Origin of the sequence: Caulobacter segnis (assembly GCF_023935105.1) — a bacterium.
Taxonomy (GTDB): Bacteria; Pseudomonadota; Alphaproteobacteria; order Caulobacterales; family Caulobacteraceae; genus Caulobacter; species Caulobacter segnis_B.
On record NZ_CP096040.1, the window covers coordinates 3,774,788 to 3,795,411 of the forward strand.

The 20,624-nt window shown below is 66.3% G+C and carries 15 protein-coding genes and 1 tRNA gene; 8 read left to right on the forward strand and 8 right to left on the reverse strand.

What is annotated here, in order from left to right:
- Positions 1-107 precede the first annotated feature (107 nt).
- Genes MZV50_RS17710 through glmU form a run of 4 tightly spaced genes read right to left on the reverse strand, consistent with a single transcriptional unit; the run spans position 108 to position 4,835 of the window.
- Positions 108-1,337: an O-antigen ligase family protein gene (locus tag MZV50_RS17710; RefSeq protein ID WP_252630615.1), complete on the reverse strand. Its 1,230-nt coding sequence runs from the start codon at positions 1,335-1,337 to the stop codon at positions 108-110.
- Positions 1,334-2,734 (reverse strand): glutathione-disulfide reductase, encoded by a 1,401-nt coding sequence (gene gor / locus MZV50_RS17715; RefSeq protein WP_252630616.1) that lies wholly within the window; start codon positions 2,732-2,734, stop codon positions 1,334-1,336. The genes MZV50_RS17710 and gor overlap by 4 nt, the downstream gene beginning before the upstream one ends.
- 44 nt (positions 2,735-2,778) lie before the next feature.
- The gene (rpiA, locus tag MZV50_RS17720) at positions 2,779-3,462 is read right to left on the reverse strand and encodes a ribose-5-phosphate isomerase RpiA (RefSeq protein ID WP_252630617.1); all 684 of its coding nucleotides are present in this window, start codon (positions 3,460-3,462) and stop codon (positions 2,779-2,781) included.
- Positions 3,459-4,835: a bifunctional UDP-N-acetylglucosamine diphosphorylase/glucosamine-1-phosphate N-acetyltransferase GlmU gene (glmU, locus tag MZV50_RS17725; RefSeq protein WP_252630618.1), complete on the reverse strand. Its 1,377-nt coding sequence runs from the start codon at positions 4,833-4,835 to the stop codon at positions 3,459-3,461. The genes rpiA and glmU overlap by 4 nt, the downstream gene beginning before the upstream one ends.
- Positions 4,836-4,905: 70 nt before the next feature.
- Between glmU and MZV50_RS17730 the strand changes: the two genes are divergently transcribed.
- The 5 genes from MZV50_RS17730 to MZV50_RS17750 all read left to right on the forward strand — a co-directional run bounded on the left by MZV50_RS17730 (position 4,906) and on the right by MZV50_RS17750 (position 8,871).
- The gene (locus tag MZV50_RS17730) at positions 4,906-5,631 is read left to right on the forward strand and encodes a phosphoglycolate phosphatase (protein ID WP_252630619.1); all 726 of its coding nucleotides are present in this window, start codon (positions 4,906-4,908) and stop codon (positions 5,629-5,631) included.
- A 48-nt stretch (positions 5,632-5,679) separates the two neighbouring features.
- Positions 5,680-5,754 (forward strand) — tRNA-Val (locus tag MZV50_RS17735).
- Positions 5,755-6,484: 730 nt separating this feature from the next.
- Positions 6,485-6,856, forward strand: a complete 372-nt coding sequence (locus MZV50_RS17740) for a helix-turn-helix domain-containing protein (RefSeq protein WP_252630620.1) — start codon at positions 6,485-6,487, stop codon at positions 6,854-6,856.
- Positions 6,856-8,139 carry a type II toxin-antitoxin system HipA family toxin gene (locus tag MZV50_RS17745; RefSeq protein WP_252630621.1) on the forward strand — a complete coding sequence of 428 codons (1,284 nt, stop codon included), beginning with the start codon at positions 6,856-6,858 and terminating at the stop codon, positions 8,137-8,139. The genes MZV50_RS17740 and MZV50_RS17745 overlap by 1 nt, the downstream gene beginning before the upstream one ends.
- Before the next feature lie 33 nt (positions 8,140-8,172).
- The gene (locus MZV50_RS17750) at positions 8,173-8,871 is read left to right on the forward strand and encodes a hypothetical protein (protein WP_252630622.1); all 699 of its coding nucleotides are present in this window, start codon (positions 8,173-8,175) and stop codon (positions 8,869-8,871) included.
- 338 nt (positions 8,872-9,209) lie between these two features.
- Here MZV50_RS17750 and MZV50_RS17755 read toward each other — a convergent pair whose 3' ends face one another.
- The 3 genes from MZV50_RS17755 to MZV50_RS17765 all read right to left on the reverse strand — a co-directional run bounded on the left by MZV50_RS17755 (position 9,210) and on the right by MZV50_RS17765 (position 16,016).
- On the reverse strand, positions 9,210-10,979 hold the full coding sequence (locus MZV50_RS17755; protein WP_252630623.1) for an amidohydrolase: 1,770 nt from the start codon (positions 10,977-10,979) through the stop codon (positions 9,210-9,212).
- 55 nt (positions 10,980-11,034) lie between these two features.
- A complete protein-coding gene (locus MZV50_RS17760; RefSeq protein WP_252630624.1) occupies positions 11,035-13,278 on the reverse strand; it encodes a TonB-dependent siderophore receptor in 2,244 nt (747 codons plus the stop codon).
- A gap of 89 nt (positions 13,279-13,367) precedes the next feature.
- Positions 13,368-16,016 (reverse strand): AAA family ATPase, encoded by a 2,649-nt coding sequence (locus MZV50_RS17765; RefSeq protein WP_252630625.1) that lies wholly within the window; start codon positions 16,014-16,016, stop codon positions 13,368-13,370.
- Positions 16,017-16,308: 292 nt separating this feature from the next.
- Here MZV50_RS17765 and MZV50_RS17770 point away from each other — a divergent pair, with 292 nt between their 5' ends.
- From MZV50_RS17770 to MZV50_RS17780, 3 genes are read left to right on the forward strand one after another with little or no spacing between them, the layout of a single operon-like run.
- Entirely contained in the window at positions 16,309-17,940 is a 1,632-nt protein-coding gene (locus MZV50_RS17770) for a hydantoinase/oxoprolinase family protein (RefSeq protein WP_252630626.1), read from the forward strand.
- Positions 17,930-19,033 (forward strand): DUF917 domain-containing protein, encoded by a 1,104-nt coding sequence (locus MZV50_RS17775; RefSeq protein WP_252630627.1) that lies wholly within the window; start codon positions 17,930-17,932, stop codon positions 19,031-19,033. The genes MZV50_RS17770 and MZV50_RS17775 overlap by 11 nt, the downstream gene beginning before the upstream one ends.
- Positions 19,030-20,310, forward strand: a complete 1,281-nt coding sequence (locus MZV50_RS17780; protein WP_252630628.1) for a purine-cytosine permease family protein — start codon at positions 19,030-19,032, stop codon at positions 20,308-20,310. Before MZV50_RS17775 ends, MZV50_RS17780 begins: the two co-directional genes overlap by 4 nt.
- Here the strand turns inward: MZV50_RS17780 and MZV50_RS26515 are convergent.
- Positions 20,303-20,623 carry a hypothetical protein gene (locus tag MZV50_RS26515; protein ID WP_289781876.1) on the reverse strand — a complete coding sequence of 107 codons (321 nt, stop codon included), beginning with the start codon at positions 20,621-20,623 and terminating at the stop codon, positions 20,303-20,305. The genes MZV50_RS17780 and MZV50_RS26515 overlap by 8 nt on opposite strands.
- Position 20,624: the final 1 nt, after the last annotated feature.

Below are 20,624 nucleotides of genomic sequence, written 5' to 3' on the forward strand. Positions count from 1 at the left end.
GGCTCGATAACTGAAAGGGCGGCGTAGATACCGCGAATGGAACAAAAAGGCAAAATCGTGCGGCTGAACACCGCCAATCCGCCAAGACGGGAAAAGTCGTTGTCGCGCTAGCGGGCCGGCGCGCTCGATTTTTGCGCGATGCCGCAAGCAATGACGGCGATCGCGCCCAGGGCGAGCCACCACTCCTGCCAGACGCCGAAGCTCAGCGCGCCGATCACGACATAGGCGACCAGACTGCCGGTCGCCATGGCGCCGTCGCGGCGGTCGATCTCGGTCCAGCCCAGGATCCGGTACAGGATCCATGCGAAGAAGGCCGCCGCCATGGCCGCGCCCAGCGCGCCCAGCTCCAGCCACAGCTGCAGGGCGGCATTGTGGGTGTGCAGCGGAATGGCGTTACCGAACACGCGGGACGCATCGATCCCCCAGCCGCGCAGGGCGTGCTCGACGATCTGGTTGGCCGCGAACGCCCAGATGTCCAGCCGATGATCCCAGGAGGGCGGCAGCATGGCGTGCAGCCAGGCGAAGAGGCCCGATCGGACACCCCACAACACCACCATCGGCGCGAAGATGAACAGCGCCGAGATCAACGCGATCAGGACGCGGACGACCGGCTTGCCGAGGGTCCGGACGCCCAGCCACGCCAGCCCGCCCAGCAGCAGGGCCGCGACCGGGGCGTCGGCGCCGGTCAGATGCGCGGTGATCAGCGTCATCAGGGCCAGGGCCGTTATCGCCAGATAGCGGCTCCGCGCCCCCCAGCTGCCCATCAGGCGCGCGCAGGGCCAGAACAGCAGCGCCAGCGCATAGGTCCCCGCAGCGACCTTCACGATCGCCTGGTCGGGTCGGATGGTTTCGCCCGTGGCCCTGTGAAGAACCATGTAGATCGAGGCCTTCAGCATCGAGTCCAGACAGATGACGAAGGCCAGCAGCAACATGCCCGCGACCATCACCCGGCCAGCCAGCCGCGCCGAGCGTCGCGACATCTCGCCCAGGGCCACGACCGCCGAGCCGTACAGCCCCAGCTGCATCAGCAGCTTCAGGGCGGTGAACTTGTCGATGTTCTTCTTGAGATCGGCCAGATGCGGCGCCGCCGGGCTCCAGACCAGGCTGACCAGCGCCCACAGCACCAGGATCAGCAGGGCGAACATCGGCAGCAGCGGCGGCCGCGAACGGGCCAGAAGCGGCGCGGCCAGCAGGCCGACCAGGCTGACCAGCCCCGCGAACCACAGCGGGATCACGTAGCCGAACAGCGGGGTCAGCACCATCATGAAGACGGCGAGCCCGCCCAGCCAGCGCGTGCGCCGCTCCGAGGCCACCGGCGAGACGCCCACTCGCGTCATCCCACCCCGCCGACTTCGACCGGCACGTACTTTTCGCGCATCGTGACCAGTTCCTCGGCCAGGGTCGGGTGGACGGCGCAGGTCGAATCCCACTGCGGCTTGGTCACGCCCATCTTCACGGCGATGGCGGCCATCTGGATGATCTCGGGAGAGTCCGGTCCGACGACGTGAACGCCGACCACCTTCTGGTCGTCGGCCTTGACCACCAGCTTGATCAGGCACCGCTCCTGGCCGCCATAGAAGGTGATCTTCATCGGACGGAAGACGGAGCGGTAGACGTCGACCGTCCCGAACGCGTGACGCGCCTCGGCCTCGGTCATGCCCACCGCGCCGACCGGCGGCTGCGAGAACACCGCCGACGCGACCATGTCGTGATCGAAGGTGGTGGGGTTGTTGTAGAATTCGGTCTGCGAGAAGGCCGCGCCCTCGCGGATCGCCACCGGCGTCAGGTTGATGCGATCGGTGACGTCGCCGACGGCCCAGATGCTGGGGACGTTTGTCTTGGAGTATTCGTCGACCGCGATCGCGCCGCGCTCGTTCAGCTTGACGCCGACCTTTTCCAGGCCCAGCCCCTGCACGTAGGGCTCGCGTCCCGTGGCGAACATCACCGCCTCGGTCTCGAAGGTCAGGTCGCTGGTCAGGGTGCTGAGCAGTGTCCCGTCCTCCAGCTTCTCGATGCTGGTGTGCGAGCAGCCCAGCACGACCTTGATCCCCCGCTTGCCCAGTTCGTCGGCCAGGTGCGAACGGACGTCGTCGTCGAAACCGCGCAGGATGTTGGCGCCGCGATAGAGCAGCGTCGTCTGCACGCCCAGGCCCGCGAAAATGCCAGCGAACTCGACGGCGATGTAGCCGCCGCCGACGATCATGATGCTCTTGGGCAGCTTGGGCAGGTGGAACGCCTCGTCCGAGGTGATGCCCTGTTCCGCCCCGGGGAAGTCGGGACGCACCGGACGGCCGCCCGTGGCGATCAGGATCTTTTTCGCCGTGTAGGTCCCGGCATCCTGGCTGCCCTGCTTGGGCAGGACCTCGACGGTGTGGGCGTCGATGACTTGGGCGCGGCCATGCAGCAGGTTCGCGCCGGCCTTCTGCAGGTTGGTGACGTAGATCCCCGACAGCCGAGCGATCTCGACGTCCTTGTCGTGGATGAAGCCCTTCCAGTCGAACTTGGCCTCGCCGATCGTCCAGCCGTAGCCCTGGGCCGTCTTCAGCTGGCTGGTGACCTCGCTGGCATAGACCATGAACTTCTTGGGCACGCAGCCGCGGATCACGCAGGTGCCGCCGACCCGATATTCCTCGGCCACGCCGACCTTGGCGCCGCTCATCGCCGCCAGCCGCGCCGCCCGCACGCCGCCCGAGCCGGCGCCGATGACGAAGAGATCGAAGTCGTAGTCAGCCACGATGGCCTCCGGAACCTAAGCTTTGTGCGGCTCTATGTAGGACGTCAGGGAACCAGGCGCACCACACCCTGATCCGTGCCGATCAGGGCTTCGTCGGCCAGGTCCAGGAACAGGCCGTGGTCGACCACGCCGGTGATGCTCTTCAGCGCCGCGGCCAGGGCCGGTGGTTCGGCGATCGTCCCGGAGGCCATGTCGTAGATCAGGTTGCCGCCATCGGTGACCACCATGCCCCGATCGGCCTGGCGCAGGCGCGGCGGCGGCAGGTCGAACTCGGCGGCGATGTCGGCCAGGCGCCAGCTGGTGTGGACGTGACCGAAGCGGACAACCTCGATCGGCAGCGGGAACTTGCCCAGGACGTCGACCTTCTTGGCGGCGTCGGCGATGACGACGCAGCGACTGGAGGCCTCCCAGACCAGCTTCTCGCGCAGCAAGGCCGCGCCGCCGCCCTTGATCAGGGAGAGCCCAGGGCCAATCTCGTCGGCGCCGTCCACGGTCAGGTCGATGGTCTTGACGTCGTCCAGCGCCGCCAGCGGGATGCCCAGTTCACGCGCCAGGTTGGCCGTGGCCTCGGAGGTCGGCACGCCGCGGATGTCCTTCAGGCCGCGCGCCGCCAGCGCCTTGACGAACCAGGCGGCCGTCGAGCCGGTGCCCAGGCCGACCACCATGCCGGTCTCGACGAGCTCGGCGGCGGCTTCGCCCGAGATGCGCTTCTGGTCGTCGGCGCTCATGCCTTCTTGTCCTTCTTGGCTTGTTTCATGGCGCGGAACTTGGTCGCCCACCCGGCCTTGATCTTCTGTTCCGGACGCGACAGGGCCAGGGCTCCATCCTCGACGTCCTGGGTGATCACCGAGCCCGAGCCGGTCATGGCCCCGTCGCCCACCCGCACGGGCGCGACCAGGGCGCTGTTGGAGCCGATGAAGGCGCCCTTGCCGACATGGGTCTCGAACTTCTCGAAGCCGTCGTAATTGCAGAAGATCGTACCGGCCCCGATATTGGCCTTCTCGCCCACCGAGCCGTCGCCCAGATAGCTCAGGTGGTTGGCCTTGGCGCCCGCGCCGATCTTGACCTTCTTCACCTCCACGAAGTTGCCGATGTGGGCTTCGGGCCCGATCTCGGCGCCCGGCCTCAGGCGGGCATACGGGCCGATCAACGCCCCCTCGCCCACGACCGCGCCTTCCAGGTGGCTGAAGGCCTTGATCACCGCGCCGGACGCGACGCTGACCCCGGGACCGAACACGACGAACGGCTCGACGACCGCGCCACCGGCGACCTGGGTGTCCCACGACAGGTGAACGGTGTCGGGGGCGGTCATGGTGACGCCCTCGACCATCAGGGCGTTGCGGCGCGCCTTCTGCCAGACGGCCTCGGCGGCCGCGAGCTCGCCTTGCGAATTGACGCCCTGAACCGAGGGCTCCGGCGCGAAGGCCGCGCGGGTCGACAGCTTGCGGTCATGGGCCAGGCCGACGATGTCGGTCAGATAGTATTCGCCCTTGCTGTTGTCGTTGCGGACATCGGCCAGCAGGCTGAACAGCGTGGCGCGGTCGGCGGCCAGCACGCCGGAATTGCAGTGCTTGACCTGCTTGGTCGCCAGGTCCGCGTCCTTCTCCTCGACGATACGCAGCAGCACATGGCCCGGCGCCAGGATCAGGCGGCCGTAGCCGGTCGGATTGGCGGCCTCGAAGCCCAGCACCGCGACGTCGGCGCCATGGGCCCTCTGATCGAACAGCGGCGCGATCACCGACGCGGTGGTCAGCGGACAGTCGGCGTAGGTGACGACCACGTCGCCGTCGAAATCGGCCAGGGCGTCCTTGGCCGCCAGCACGGCGTGGCCGGTGCCCAGCGGCGGATCCTGGACGACCATCGCGTTCGGACCCAGGCGCTTGCGAGCGCTCTCGCCCACCTGAGGGCTGTGCGCCCCGACCACGACGATGATCCGCTCGCAGCCCAGCCCCTCGGCGGCGTCGATCGCGTGATCCAGCAGCGTGCGGCCGGCCAGCCTGTGCAGCACCTTGGGCGTCGGCGACTTCATCCGCGTGCCTTGACCGGCGGCCAGGATCACGGCGGCGCGGGGGCGGGTGAGGTTGGAGACGGAATCAGTCATGGCCGGGCGCGACTCCCTGAAGAGCGTTCAGCGTTGCATTAGCCGCCCAATTGGCGGAAAGGCCAGACCCATGAGCCAGCTTCATGACCTGAAAGAGGCCCTGTTTGGGGCGACGATCGCCTTCGACCTCGACGGCACCCTGGTCGACACCGCCCCCGACCTGGTGGGCGCGCTGAACACCATCCTGGCCCAGGAATCCCTGCCGCCCCTGCCGTTCGACGAGGTGCGGCTGATGGTCGGTCGCGGCGCCCGCGCCTTGTTGGAGCGCGGCTTCGCCGCCGCCGGTTCGCCGCTGGACGCCGAGAGCGCGCCTCCACTGGTCGAGCGCTTCATCGCCCACTACTTGACCCGCATCGCGCAGGAGAGCGCCCCTTTCCCTGGCGTGGTCCAGGTCCTGGCCGACCTAAAGGCGGCCGGCGCGCGGCTGGTGGTCTGCACCAACAAGCTGACCAATCTGTCGGACGCCCTGCTGGAGGCGGTCGGCCTGCTGCCGTTCTTCGACGCGGTGATCGGGGCCGACAGCGCCCCCGCCGCCAAGCCCGACGGCCGCCATGTCGCCGCCGCCATCGCGGCCGTGGGCGGCGACATCGGCCGCGCCGTGATGATCGGCGACAGCGTCAACGACGCTCTCGGCGCCCGCAACGCTGGCGTCCCCAGTGTGCTGGTCTCATTCGGCTACACCGAGGATCCGGTCGAAACGCTGGGGGCCGATCTGGTCATCCACAGCTTTTTGGACGTGCCCGAGGCCTGCATCTCGCTTTTGACCTCTTGCCCCGCGCCGAACACCGGGCTATAGGCCCCCTCCTCTCGCGGATCGGTCCCTCGCGGACCTCTCCACACCGGCGGATGCGTAGCTCAGCGGGAGAGCACCTCGTTCACACCGAGGGGGTCACAGGTTCAATCCCTGTCGCATCCACCATTCACTTCCTGAACGCTTTCAATTAGTTACGGGAAGCAAGGCAAGTCTGAAACCAGGTCTGTTGCAGTTCACTTGCCAGAAACTCCCCGGAAAAGCGGCCATTCGCGCCCCATAGCGCCCTCTTGCGCGGTTGAATTTTCGAGACCTCACCGGGAGGTGTCCGCGCACAGCAAGAGCTGCGAACCGTGCACCGGAACTCATCTGCGGTCCGCTGCCCCGACACCGCCTTGTTGAACGTCTCCGACGGCGCTGTGCTATGCGCGGCGGTTTTCAGAAAAACTTGGATGGCTGGCAAACCTGCTCAACCAACCAATGGTCAGCGGTCCACGCCAGCTCACCAACCTAACACCCGCGCCTCAAAGCGGAGCGGGCGCACGTCCGGGCCCATCACCACCTCCCCGAAACTTCTCTGGGCCGAATAGGACGCCCCGAGGACTTCGCGAGCGCCGCCGTCACAAGGACACCGGCTAAAGCCTTCGCCGCATGACGAGGGATGTTTCGATACCGCCCCGAGACGGACAGGCCGACATCCGCGAACTCACATGTCGTTATCGCAGCCCCGGTGAGAAGAACGATCACAGGAGTTGATCAAAGTCGCCGGGTTAGAATGATTTACGGACTTACGTAATAATTCATTTATTGTACGAGTATGCGTAAATTGAGACTCGACACCACCCCCGCCTACAGTTACGTATATGCGTAATTCCGAGGAGGATTTACGGAGTTCCGTATGCGTGACCCCATTCTCCCCCGACTGGGCGCGGCAATCCGCCGAGAACGCGATCGACGCGGCATGAACCAGACACAGCTGGCCGCACGGGTCGGCCGTCCCACGCCGCGGATTTCCGAGCTCGAGACCGATCTGTTGCGCGATAGGTCTGGCCACGGCCGGCTGGCCTTGCTGGCCGAGGTCTGCGACGCGCTCGATCTGGCGCTGGTGGCTGTGCCGCGCGAGATGCTCGAACGTGTCGAGACGCTGCTGCGAGCCACACCGTCTCGTCGCGGCCATCCCAATCAGGCCTCGCTGTTCGACGAGCTCTTCGTCGACCTGTCCGACGCTGGTCAAGCGCGAGCGGCTGAGCTCGATGAGGAGCCGCGATAATGGCCAAGGCCGCAGCCGTCCTGGGCGTCCATCTTTTCGATGGCGTTGGCGAGCCGGTGCGGGCCGGCGTTCTGACGCGCGACGCCAAGGGCGCGACTGCGTTCACGCCCGACGAGGCCTACCTGCGCGACGAGGCGCGCCCGATCCTCAGTCTGCGCTGGGTGCAGCCAGGCGACGTCGAGCGCACGCGCCAGCGCCTGGCCGCGCGCGACGACAAGATCGCGCTCTATGGCGGCCTGCCGCCCTGGTTCGAGGGCCTGCTGCCCGAGGGCGCGCTGCGCGATCTGGTCGCCACCGAGATGGGACCGGGCGATCATGGGCCGTTCGACCTGATCACCCGACTGGGCGGCGACCTGGCGGGCGCGGTGCTTGTTCTTCCGGAGAGCGCCGAAGCCTACGAGACCGCCGGGCCACTCGACCTTGGCCGTGTCGCCGGCTTCAAGGCGCCCGTGCCCAAGGGGTTCGTGAAGTTCTCGCTGGCCGGCGTGCAGCTGAAGTTCACCGCCACCTTGCGCAAGGACAAGTTCGCCGCCCCTGCTCGAGCGGGCGATGGCCGCTACATCGTCAAGCTCGATAACGAAAAGTATCCGTGCCTGCCGCAGGCCGAGTTCACCGGCATGTCCCTGGCCCGTCTGGCCGGCGTGCGCACCGCCCCCTTCGAGCTGATCTCCACCCAGGCCATCGCCGGCGTTCCAGATGACTTGATTGTGGGCGACCACGCCCTGGCGGTCGAACGCTTCGACCGGCCCGGCGAGGGGCGGCGCCGGCATATCGAGGACATGGCGCAAATCCTTGGAGCGGTCGGCGACCAGAAGTACGTCAAGGGCAACAGCGAGACGATCCTCAACATCATCGCCCGGTTCAGCACCGATTGGCGCGACGACGTGCTCGAAGCCCTGCGACGGCTCGTCGTCGACGTGCTGCTGGGCAATGGCGACAACCACCTAAAGAACTGGTCGTTCATCTTCCCCGAGCCCGGCGAGATCCGGCTGTCGCCGGCCTATGACATCGTCCCGACCGTGCTCTATGGCGACCGCACCCTAGCCCTGGAATTTTCGGGGATCCAAAAGTTCGAGAGCATCTCGCTTCACCAGTTCGACCGCGTCGCGAGTTTCCTACGGCTCGACCCAGCCTGGATCCGGCGGGAGGCGAAGGCCACGGTCGAGCGCGCGCTCGATACCTGGCCGGCGGCTTTGGCCGACCTGCCGCTCACCGATCAGCAGCGCTGGTTCCTCATCGGACGATGGGAAGACCTGACGCTGGTGGGGGAGACGCGCGGCTGAAACTCGCCAGCTTAGTAGGATCTCGACGGGCTCGTGGCCTGGCGCGCCGGGACCTTGGTGTTTCTGGCCAGCCATCCTGGAGGTCGTCGAATGGACCTTGTTCTACATATCTTCAAGGGCCAGTGGACCAACCACGCCGCCTGGATTGTCAACGGCGCCTACTTCTCGTTCCACCCGAGCAAGTCGCTGGTCGCGGACCTGGGCAGCCGGGAGCTGCCGCTTCCCGCTGGCGTGGCGCAGGGCCAGGTGCGAGCGTTCGAGCCGGAGTTCCGCTCGCCCGACGCCGACGAAGCGCTTTTTGGCGCGGCTGCGGAGACGATCGCGCTCGAAGGGTTGAAGGTGGCCCGCGCTGGCCAGATGGCAGACGATTTCTTCCAACTGAAGATGCCCTACATCCTCTGGGATCCTGGCCAGGTCGGCGTGATCAACTGCGTCACGTCCTCGATCCTGATCCTGAACGCGGCCCTGCCGTGCGATCTCCCAGTGGCCTGGAACGCCAAGTGGGGGGACATCTTCCGTCGCCTTCGCGTCAGCGCGGTCCAGGGCGGCAATTGGGCTCACGACGCGATCGTGCGGCCCGAACCCAATCTGATGCATGTACATCATCTGGCCGAACTGGCGCGCGACTGGGCCGATGAGGTGGCCCAAACAGAGGTCGATTGGGTCCGCGGCGCATTGCCCTCGCCAGGGCCCCTGGCCACGTCGCCGATCAACGACGATCCCGAAATCTGAAACAAGGGAGGCGGCCTCGCCAGCCTCGGCGGCGACACCAGGAGCTTGGCGTCGTGGGCGGCGAAGGCGCAGTGGCCAACCAGCGTCCGCACGCTGGGCGGATCGTCGGGATCGCCGAGGCGGAACACGCCGTGGGAAGCGGCCGGTCCCGTTCAAGGGAGCGACCGCTTCACCGGCCCTGGGTGATCCGAAGGTCTTGGTGTCGGCCGCGCGCCAGTTGCTGGCGGCGGCGACGTCCTTATCGCCGACGAAAGGGCCCTACCGGTGAATGAACGTGTGTGGGCGCGCCGTCTTGCGGCCGATCTGAAGGCAGGAAGATCTCGTTCAGGATCGACAGATCAAGGCCTCAGCATCGAGAAGCCGCCAAACACCTCGCGGCCTTGGAACAGGGTGAGCAGCACCTTGGCCTTGGAGATTTCGGTAGCGGGGATCGCGAAGATGTCGCGATCAAGCACGATCAGGTCGGCGCTCTTGCCGGCCAGGATCGAACCGGTCTGCTTGTCGAGATGGTTCACGTAGGCGACGTTGAGCGTATAGGCCTGCACCGCTTGGGCCAAGGTCACGCCTTCATCGGCCAGCAGCGGTTTAGCGTTGGCGTCGCCCGGCGCGATGCGCGTCAGGGCCACTTCGATACCTTCCAACGGGTTCGCCGAGGCCACCGACCAATCGGCGCCGTAGGCGAGCTTGCCGCCTGCCTTCAGGATGCTGTTGGCGGGATAGATGTAACCGGCGCGCTTGGGGCCGATGCGTTCGACAGTGAGGCGCATATAGGGCTCGTCGCAGGCCCAGAGCGGCTGGAAGATCGCCGTGACCCCAAGCTGGCCAAACCGGGGTTGATCGGCTGGATCCACGACATTGAGGTGAGAGATCATCGGCCGCGTGTCGGTCATGCCGTCGCGAGCGCGCGCACGCTGAACCGCGTCCAGCGCCTCGCGTACGCCCCCATCGCCGATCGCGTGAAAGTGCGCCTGTAAGCCCTTTGCGTCGAGCTGCGTCACGGCCTCGGCGAGCGTTTCCAACGGGATCTGCGACGCGCCCTTCTCCGTGGTCCCCTCATAGGGGGCGAGCATGGCGGCGGTCTGTTGGGGGATCACGCCGTCGATGAAGAATTTCACCCCTGTGGCGCGAAGGCCCATCGTATGGGCGCGGTCGGTGAGCTTGAGGATGTCCGGCAGCTGGTCGAGGCCTCGGCCATTGTTCCATTGAAGGTCAAGCGCGGTGTGGACGCTCAGTTCGCCGCGATCCTTCACGGCCTTGTAGGCGTCGAGCACGGCGCTAGCGCCGCTCGCGTCCCACTCGACCATGGCGTCATGCCAGGACGTGATGCCCAGGCTGTTGAACAGCTTTACCGTATAGCCAATGGCGGCTTCGCGGTCCTTGGCCGTGGGGGGCGGCGTCAACTTCTCCATCAACCCCATGGCGGCCTCTTCGAGCCCGCCGACAGGCTCGCCTGTCGCGGGATCGCGATCAATCTTGCCATTGGGTGGATCGGGCGTCTCACGGGTGATGTTCGCCAGCTCCAGCGCCTTGGAGTTGACCCAAAGGGTGTGACCATCCGACTCGAAGATAAGAGGGCGTGCGGTCGTCACCGCGTCGAGGATCTCCTTGCGCGGGACGCCATTGGGTGGAAACAGCGCCTGGTTCCACCCGGACCCGAACATCGTCCCCTGCCCGGGAGACTTGGCGACGCAGTCGGCGATGATCCGCTGATAGTCCTCCAGCGACTTGCCCTCGTGGAGCGAGCATCTCGAATAGCTCAGCCCGCCAAAGACGGGATGGGCGTGGGCGTCACCGAAGGCGGGCATGAGCAGTCGACCGCCCAGATCGACAACCTTGGTGTTGGACCTTTTCAGGCGCGCAATTTCGGCGACCGAGCCCACCTCGAGGATCTTGCCGTCCTTGATCGCTACGGCCTGGGCCCACGGCTTGGCAGCCTCCACCGTGTAAACTCGGCCGTTGGTGAGGATCAGGTCGGGACCTGCCGCCGGCGCCGCCTTGATCTCGCCGCCGAGACCGGCGAGCGCGATGCCGATCGCCAAGCCAAGGCCCAGCGACCGTCCTTTTCCAAGCCTTGATGAAACGGGGGCGAAAACTTTCGTGCGCGACATGAACGTTCCTGGATACGACTGAAATGGACGGCCCTGGCCGCCCGCCAACGAGCGATCAGAAGCGGCGGCGAAGCGTGGCTTGGATCGTACGATCCTTTCCAACCACGCAGATGCCGTCCGGCGGCGATGAGCTGGTGCAACTGGCGTAGTAGCGCGTGTTGAAGATGTTGCTTGCGCTGAGCGACAGGCTCCAGTCCTTGCGTTCGGCTTCGATCAGGGCGTCGACCAGCGTCGCCGATGGCGTGACGAACCGTTGGTAGGAGTCGATCTTGCTGCCGACATAGCGGACGCCGCCGCCAGCGCGCATCGTCACTTCGTCGGCGACCCGGAACGTCTTGGTCGCCCAGGCCGAGGCCAGATGCTTGGGCACGCCCTCGATCCGAGCGCCCACGCGGGTGGGATCGGTGTCAGTGAGCACCTTGGCCTTGGTGTAGCTATAAGACCCCATCAGCTCGATATCGCCCGGAATACGCAGCGTCCCTTCGACCTCGAACCCTTGCGAGCCAACCTGGCCAGTCTGAATGAAATTCTGAATGTTGTTGGGATCCTGCGTCACATAGTTCGACTCCTTGATGTCGAAATACGAAACCGTGACCAGCGCCTGGCTGCTTGGCGCCCATTTCACGCCGCCTTCGTACTGGCGGCCAGTGCGAGGCTTGAACGGATTGCCGTAGAAGTCGCCGCCAGCGACCGGAAGGAAGGATTCCGAGTAGCTGACATAGGGCGAAAACCCATAGCCCACTTCGGCGATGATCCCGGCGCGATAGCTCCAGTTGACGACGGGGTCTTCCTTGACGCCGTTCCGCTTCGAGGTCGCGCGGTCTCGACGCGCGCCCAGCACGATCGAGACGCGGTCGGCGAAGCGGATCTGGTCCTGCACATAGAGACCCGTTTGGCTGCTCCTATAGTCCAGGAAGTTCGTATAGCCCCAGGCGAAGGATGCCCCGTACTGCGGATCGTAGATGTTCAGAGACGGCGGGCTTGGCCCGTTGAAGCAGCCGAACTGACCCGCGAACCCGTCACAGGAAAAGCCCTCGTCCTTGTCCTGCTTGAATTTGAAATAGTCCACGCCCGCCAGCACGGTGTGTTGGAACGGCCCCGTATCGAACCGCGCCGCCAGACTGTTGTCGGTGTTGAAGCCCTTGGACTTCTCACGGTTCACGTAGAACTCGCGCTGCAGCAAGGTTTCGCCGACGTCGTCAAACGGGCTGACGTAGAAGGCTCCAAAGCCGTCCCCGTAGTCGCCATAGACCTCGCGATAGTCGGTGTTCATGCCGTAGACGCGGCTTCGGCTGCTGAACGACAAGACGCTGTTGAAGCGATGATTGACCAGAAGGGTGGCCGCCCAAAACTCCGTGTCGGCCCGATTGAAGTCCGGTTCGCCGGCGAAGAAATTGTAAGGCAGTCGCTCGGCGCCGTTCGCGGCGATGCTCTTTGAGATTGGCAGATAGGTCTGCGTACCCTGATTGTCCTTTTGATAGAGGCCAATCAAGGTGACGTCGGTGTGGTCCGTGGGCAACCATTTAAGGGACGGGTTGACCAGGACGCGGTCATCCGGCTGCCCCTTCCACTGCAACTCGCCATCACGGACCAGGCCCACGAAACGGCCCGAGACCGTGTCGCTTAGCGGGCCGGTGATGTCCAACTGCAACTGCTTGCGCTTGTCGGTGCCCAGCTGCGCGCCGATCTCGCCGCCGAATGCGGTTCTGGGCGTCTTGCTGACCGCATTGAGAAGGCCGCCCGCGCCGCCAGCGCCATAGAGCACCGCGGAGGGGCCACGCAGCACCTCGGCGCGCTCCAGGGAGAAGACCTCAAGACGCGCGCCATAGATGAAGTCGGGCATGCGTTTGAGGCCATCGAGATACTGCTCGGTCGGGAAGCCTCGCGCCGAAAAGAAATCACCCCGGGAATCGGCCCCGTTGAGCTCGGTGGCGACGCCGGCGCTATAGCGGAAGACGTCCTGGAAATTCACGACCGTGCGGTCGGCAATCTCGGCGGCCGTCACCACGCTGATCGACTGCGGGATTTCGACCAGCTTGGTGTCGGTCTTGGTGCCGGCCACCGCCCGGCTCGCCCGAACAACCACTTCGCTGAGCGGGTCACTGGCCTCTTGCGCAATGGCCACGCCCGACGCTGCGCCCGCGCAGCAGGCCGACAGCAACGCCAGCTTCAGCATCGGTCGCACCAAACCGCGCCTCCCGATCTGCTCCTTCATAAGTAACCCCCTTGCTAAGATGTCGCCGAGACCCCGCCCAGGTGTTGAGACACCCCGTGCTTGGCGCCGCCCGTCAGCATTCAACAGCAGCCCTCGCCAGGGGCCTTGTGATTTTCAGGGTAAGGAGGGAGTGACAACGGGTAAGCGCCTCGGTCCTCGCCCGCTGTTCGGCGCTAGAACGTGGACGGGCCTTCGACAGGGATCAGCAATCCGCGTTCACGCGATACGCGCACGGCGTCACGGCGAGTAGTCACGTCGATCTTTCGGAAGATAGACTTGAGGCGGTATTTGACCGTGTCTGGCGACATGCCGATCAATCGCGCGATTTCCTTATTGGAAATGCCCTGGCCCAGATGGCGAAGAATGGTGGCCTCAGCCTCGTTGAGGCCGTCCGGTTCGCCGGGCGCGGACCGAGTAGCGAGCGCCTTGGACAAGGCCTTGAGGAATCGCCCGCGGAACCGGTCGCCCGAAGCGGCCGCCTCACCGCCGCCGCTCAAGAACGGCTCGACGAAACCGCGCGCGTCAATGAAGGGACGCAGGAGGCCTTGGAACATGGCGATGCCCACGGCTTCGTCAAAGCAGGCTTGGCTCGCGGCGGTTTCGGATGAACAGCGCAAGCCGTAGGCCAGCAGAATGTTGACGTCGATCAAGAGCCGCCCGGCCCCATGCCGGCTGGCCCAACGCCGGAGCGCGCGCAGTTCGGCGATAGCCCCAGCGTGATCGCCGTCCAACAGCGACAACTTCACCCGGCAAAGAGCCGCCGCGCAGGCGACGGGCCGGTAAACCGGCGACTCCTGCGCCATATCGTCGGCCAGCGCCTCCAGACCAATCTCGGCGGCGTAGACGCGGTCGGCATTCGCCTCGGGGCCGTACTCGATGAGCAGGTCAAGCTGACAGAGATCAGCCAGCAGCGCCAATTGGCGCAAGCTGCGGTGATCGGCGACGCGTCGGGCCCGAGCCAGGGTCGCATAGGCCTCGTCCATCGCACCGTCAGCCGCCGCGGCGCGCGCAGCGGTGAAATAGGCCGCGGCATAGACGTCCACCCACCCGTCCGACTGCTCCATGTGCGGCAGCGCCCAATCGAGCAGGCTGCGGGCCTCGGCGCGGCGGTCCTGTTCGTAAAGCAACTCAGCCTCGAAAGCCGCGCAGTTGGCCGCCAGATCTGATCGCTCGCCAAAGCTACTCGTGATCTGCATCCGCGCGGCCGCCAGGATGGCGACGGCGTCCTCGTGCCGGCCCTGGGCGCGCCTGATGCGCGCCTCCAGAAAACGCGTGAACAGATCGCTGTAGAGCGATCCCAACGCCTGATAGTGGTCCCGGGCGGCGAGGGTTGGCTCCAGGGCGCGTTCGAGCCAGCCGCCCTCGAGATACTTCGCCCCCAGGGTCTCGGTGAAATTGGCCAACACGAGATGATCGTCGGCCGGCAGGGCGCGAAGCAGCGCCTCGCGGTCGAGCAGATCGTCCAGCGAGACAGGGACATTTTCATAGTCGGCCAGGGTGTCGCCGACGACGCGGATCTCAGTCCATAGATCCGCCGATAGGTCAACGCCGGCGGCCGCGACCAGGAAACGATCATAATCCGTCCGGGCCTTGGCCACCTCGCCCTGCTTGATGGCCAGATAGACCCGAGCCAGCAACAGACGCGGCCGCCCCACGATGATCGCCTCGCGCAGCTTTCTAAGTCCTCGCTCGAGGATCGGCTGCAGCCCTTGCGGGATCAGCCGCCAGCCGCCCGCCTCCTCGATGATATCCGTGAGGATCCCGTCGTCGTTGGCGAGAATGGCGTGATCAATCGCTTCGGCCACTTCCCCGCGTCCTGCAAACCACCGCGCCGCCCGTCGCTGGAGCGAACGGAACTGACCGATGTCGCCGCGCGCCAGGTGCTCGCGCAGATATTCGGCGAACAGCTGGTGGTAGCGATAGACTTTGCGATCCGACGACAGGGGCGTGAGAAACAGGCCTTGCTGCTCCAGCCGTTCCAGGATCAGCCATCCGTCATCGCGATCGCACAGAAGGTTCACCACCTCGCCATTCACCCGGTCAACCAAGGCGGTTCGGATCACGATCTCCCGCATCTCATCGGGGAGCGTCGCCAGCACCTGTTCGGACAGATAGCGGGCAAGCTCTGAGTTGGGACCGCTGAACCGCGACACCAGCTGCCTTTGGTCGGCCCCGCGCTTGAGCGACAGGGAGGCGAGCTGAAGGGCGATCGGCCAACCTTCCGTGCGCTCGACGATGCTTTGGACATCGTCGCCGCCGAACGTCCCGCCGGCCCGCGACAACATCGCCTCGGCCTCAGGGGCTGAAAACTTCAGGTCGTCAGCGACCAGCTCGAGCATCTGCTCGGCCGCCGCCAGGATCGATTGGCCAAGCCAGGGATAGTCTCGCGAGGCGACAACGAAATGGCAGTTGGCGGGCGCCAGACGGATCAGCGCGGTGAGAAATTCAGTCACCGCCGCGCCTTCAGCGCGATGGAGATCGTCCAGGATCAGCACCACAGGACGCGGCTCGCGAGCGAGCCGGTTGACGATGGCCGAAAGGGCCGCGCGAGACGGCAGATCCGAAGACATCCGCTCGCCGCCTTCGGCCAAGCCCTCCTGCGGGCTATGGACATGCTCAGCGCCGTCGATCGCGAGCGCGATATATTGAGCCAAGCGCGCGAGATCGGCGTCATCGCGCTCCAGGGTGAGCCAAGCCACCAGGACGGCTTGGCTTTCGAGGCGACTACGCCATTGGGCGAGCAGACTGGTTTTGCCATAGCCTGCGGGCGCATGAATGATGGTCAGTCGCCGGCTCAGGGCCTCGTCAAGACGGGCGAGCAATAGATCACGTCGGATCTGAGCGCCCACCCACGTTGGCGGCGCAACCCTAGTATGGATCAAATCATGCACCGACAAATCCCGCCGTTCACCGGATGCGCTTCGAACCAAGCCCCGCGGCTGGCCCGTCGAGCCTAGGAGATCACCACGAACCGCTCAAGCGCGTCCGACCGTTTACCCATCGTGCCGCGAGGCTTACCCGTTCGGCGCCTCCGGTCACCCGTTTGATGCGTTGCGCACCGCGACCAGCCCCCTACCCTGCCAGCCTTCTTAAGGACGGTGGCGGGGCGAGCTGGTGCGGATTGGTGTCGATGTCGGCGGTACGAACACCGACGCCGTGCTCATGCGCGACCGCGAGGTCGTCGCCTGGACCAAGCAACCAACCACCGCGGAGGTGAGTCTCGGCGTCGCCGCGGCGATCGGCGCGGTCCTGGCCCAGGCAGGCGTGAAGGCCGATGCGATCTCTTCGGTGATGATCGGCACGACCCACTTCGCCAACGCCCTGGTCGAACGCGACAGGCTGGACAAGGTGGGCGTCCTGCGATTGGCCAGTCCTTCCGGCGAGGCGCTGCCGCCGATGACCGGTTGGCCTGACGACCTCACCGCCTGCGTCGAGCGGCACGTCTATCTGCTGCGGGGCGGGTACGAGCTCGACGGTCGGGAGATATCGACGCTGGACGCGGACGCCGTACGCCAAGCCGCGCGCGATCTGCGGGGCCTGGGCGTCGACGCCGTCGCCATCTGCAGTGCGTTCGCGCCGATCAACGCCGAGATGGAGGAACGCGCGGCCGCGATCGTGCGGCAGGAGCATCCCCGAGCCTCCGTCAGCCTTTCCCACACCCTCGGCCGGCTCGGCTTCATCGAGCGTGAGAATGCGACGATCCTCAACGCCGCCCTGACCAGCCTGGCCGCCGCGGTGATCGTTTCCTTCGAGCATGCGCTACGCCAGATCGGCGTCGACGCACCGCTGTATATTTCCCAGAACGACGGCACCTTGATTTCGGCGACCCAGGCGGCCGCCGCGCCCGTGCTGACCATCGGGTCAGGCCCCACGAACAGTATGCGCGGCGCGGCCTTCCTGACCGGGGTGAAGGACGCCATCGTCATGGACGTGGGCGGCACCACGACCGACATTGGGGTGTTGAGCAACGGCTTTCCGCGAGAATCCTCCATCGCGGTGGACATCGGCGGCGTCCGGACCAACTTCCGGATGCCCGACATCCTCGCCATCGGCCTGGGCGGCGGCACACGCGTTCACCTCGCCCCCGAACTGTATAACGCCGAGACCCTTGCCGCGGACAGCTTCCGGGTCGGTCCCGACTCAGTCGGCTTCCGCATCACCCAGGAAGGCATGCTGTTCGGCGGCGCGACCTTGACGGCGAGCGACGTGGCGGCGGCGCAGGGCCGTGCACGGTTCGGTGACCCATCACGGCTTCCCAATCTCAGCCCGCAGGTGCGGACGGCGGTCTGGTCTCGCTTCCAGACCATCCTGGAGGATGGCGTGGACCGGATGAAGACAGCCCGCGGCGATGCGACGATCCTGGCGGTTGGTGGGGGCGCCTTCCTGATCCCCGACACGCTGAGGGGAGCCGCCCAGGTCATTCGCCCGCCGCATGCCGGCGTGGCCAACGCGGTCGGCGCGGCCATCGCACAGGTCGGCGCGCAGGTGGACCAGATCGTCGACTACGCCAAGGTCGCGCGCGCCGACGCCCTGCAGGCGATGCGAGACGAAGCGTGCGGCCGTGTCGTCGCCGCGGGCGGCGACGCCGCCAGCGCTCAAGTGGTGGAGGTGGATGAGGTGTATTTGAGTTATCTGCCCGGCCGAGCGGCGCAGGTCAGGATCAGGGCTGTCGGTGATTTGGTCGGCGGTCGGCCATCGAGTGCGACCGCCTCGGACGCCGGGAGCCGGACGCGCCATGCTTATTGATCGCACAGCCCTGGCCGACCTGGCGCTCGGCGCCGCCTTCCTTGGCTCGGGCGGCGGCGGCGACCCCTATTATGGGCAGCTGTTGGGTGAGGCCGAACTGGCGCGACGCGGCGCCGTCGAGTTGATCGCCCTGGACACCCTGGCGGATGACGCGCTGGTCGTTCCCTGCGGCTGGATCGGCGCGCCGACGGTTTCGGTCGAGAAGTTGCCCAGCGGACGCGAAGCCGTCGCTGGCTTGCGCAGGCTGGAGCAGATCTTCGGACGGCCAATCGATGCGGTGATGCCCATAGAGATCGGTGGCGGCAACGGTCTGGCTCCCTTGTTCGCCGCCGCGCAACTGGACGTGCCCGTGGTGGATTGCGACGGCATGGGACGGGCCTTCCCTGAGTCCCAGATGGCGATCTTCAACATCCGGGGACTGTCGTCCTGCCCCTCGGTCCTGACCGCCGCCTGCGGCGCGCTGACGGTGATCGAGACCGACGACAACTTGACCCACGAGCGGGTAGCGCGAGCGCTCTCGGTGGCCTTAGGCGGCATCGCCCACATGGTCGAATATCCGCTCACCGGTCGTCAGGCGAAGGACCACGCCATCGGCGGCAGCCTTTCGGCCGCCATCGCCATCGGGGCGGCCATCCGGGAGGCCCGCGAGCGTGGCGACGACCCGTTCGCTGCCCTGTGCTCGGCGCTGCGCCGGTCAGGCCTCTATCCCCATGCCGGCTTGCTCTTCGACGGCAAGATCGTCGATCTGGAGCGCGAGACACGCGGCGGCTTTTCGATCGGCCGGGTGGCGATCGAGAGCTTCAACGGCCAAAGCCGCATGGATCTAGAGTTCCAGAACGAAAATCTGATCGCGCGGCGCGACGGCGCGGTGGTGGCCCTGGTGCCCGATCTCATCACGGTCATGGACCGCGAGACCGCCGACAGCATCACCACCGAGCGGCTGAAATATGGGCAGCGGGTGAAGGTGGTGGGCTCGGCCGCCCCGCCCATGCTACGCGAGGCTCGCGCCCTGGCCTTCGTGGGTCCCGCGGCCTTCGGGTTCACCGAAACCTACCGCCCGATCGAGCAACTCAATGCGTGGGATGACCTGTGACGCCCCAGGTCAGCGACGACGCCCCGAACGCACCGGTTGCGGCCCACCTGACGATACCGGGGTGGCGCGTCGCCCTGATCGTGGCCAGCTTCTCCATCGGCCTGCCCGACTTTCTGAACGGCGCGAACATGAGCCTCGCGCTAGGGCTCGACAAGGCGGTGGCCGCGGCGTTCCTGGCCGGCCTGATCCTGTGCTTGGGCGGCTGCATGACCGCCTTGGTCAGCGTCCAAACGCGGCTTTCGACCTATGTTCTGGTCCAGCGGTCGTTCGGCCGGGGCGGCGCGGCGGTGATCAACACGGTCATCGCCCTGATCCATTTCTGCTGGTTCGGGGTGAACGCCGCCTTCTTCGGCGAGGCGATGATGATGGCCGCCCAGGCAAACGGTCTGGCGGGAAACTTCCCGCTGTTCGTTATCCTCGGCGGCCTGCTGATGACCGGCTCGACGATCATCGGCTTTCGCGCGCTCGACCGGCTGGCGCTGGTCTGCGTGCCGGTGCTCGCCGCGATCCTGATCGCGGTGGCGGTCCTGGCCGTGCGCCAGCACGGCTTGGTCGTGCGCCCCTCCGCCCATCCGCCCGAGCCGATGGAGTTCGGCGTCGCCGTGTCCGCCCTGATCGGGGCCTATATGCTGGCTGTGGCCACCATGCCAGACTTGGCGCGGTTCATCCGCACCCGAGCTGGCGCGGTGGCCGGCATGATCTTTTCCTACCCGATCGCCACGCCGCTGATGATGGTCGCCGCCGCCCTGCCGGCGCTGGCGACCCACCAGACCAGTTTCATGAAGCTGGTCGTAGCGCTGGGCCTGGGAACGCCGGTTCTGTTCCTGCTGGTTCTACCGACCTGGACCGTGAATTCGCTCAACCTCTATTCGGCCAGCCTGTCGCTGAGCACGACCTTTCCCGCCGTCCGCCAATGGGTGCTTATCCTCGCCGGCGGCGTGATCGGGACCGCGTTCGCGCTGATGGGCATCCTGGATCTCTTCGTTCCCTTCGTGCTGTTCCTCGGCCTAATCATTCCGCCGATCGCCGCCATCTACGTGATCGACGCCTTCACGACATATCGCGGCGCGGACACGACGGAGTCGATCCGCGTGCTGGCTCCGGTGCGCTGGGCCGCCCTGGGGACCTGGGCGGGATCGATCCTGGTGGCGGTGCTGGCCGTCTATAAGGGTTGGACCCTGACGACCGTGCCGGCGCTGGATGCGACCCTCGTCGCCAGCCTGGCCTATGGACTGATCCTGTGGCTGCGGGCCAGGCGCGGTCTTGCGATCACATGACGAGCCCCGTCGAGGCGCTCGACGACGAGGACGTCCGCGCACTGATCGCCGAATATCCCCTCGCCTGGGTCGTCGCGCGCGGGACCGACGACGGCGACCGCAGCCTGTTGCCGCTGGTAGGCGTCCACGACGCGGCCGGGTCGATATCGAAAACGCGCAGCTTGCGGATCCCGCAGAGGGCGTGGAACCCGAAGGCTTGGAATTCCGATTGCGCCCCCAGGCCGATCAAGGCCATGACCTCGGAGTCAGGGCGCGCCAGCCGTCGCGCCACGAGCGCGGAGGTCGCCTCGGTAGCGACTTGGCCAAGATACACC

What these genes read in the sequence shown, in the direction of transcription:
- MZV50_RS17710 (WP_252630615.1), bottom strand. Translation starts at nt 1,337, where the DNA reads ATGACGCGAGTGGGCGTCTCGCCGGTGGCCTCGGAGCGGCGCACGCGC.
- rpiA (WP_252630617.1), bottom strand. Translation starts at nt 3,462, where the DNA reads ATGAGCGCCGACGACCAGAAGCGCATCTCGGGCGAAGCCGCCGCCGAG.
- glmU (WP_252630618.1), bottom strand. Translation starts at nt 4,835, where the DNA reads ATGACTGATTCCGTCTCCAACCTCACCCGCCCCCGCGCCGCCGTGATC.
- MZV50_RS17730 (WP_252630619.1), top strand. Translation starts at nt 4,906, where the DNA reads ATGAGCCAGCTTCATGACCTGAAAGAGGCCCTGTTTGGGGCGACGATC.
- MZV50_RS17740 (WP_252630620.1), top strand. Translation starts at nt 6,485, where the DNA reads ATGCGTGACCCCATTCTCCCCCGACTGGGCGCGGCAATCCGCCGAGAA.
- MZV50_RS17745 (WP_252630621.1), top strand. Translation starts at nt 6,856, where the DNA reads ATGGCCAAGGCCGCAGCCGTCCTGGGCGTCCATCTTTTCGATGGCGTT.
- MZV50_RS17755 (WP_252630623.1), bottom strand. Translation starts at nt 10,979, where the DNA reads ATGTCGCGCACGAAAGTTTTCGCCCCCGTTTCATCAAGGCTTGGAAAA.
- MZV50_RS17775 (WP_252630627.1), top strand. Translation starts at nt 17,930, where the DNA reads ATGCTTATTGATCGCACAGCCCTGGCCGACCTGGCGCTCGGCGCCGCC.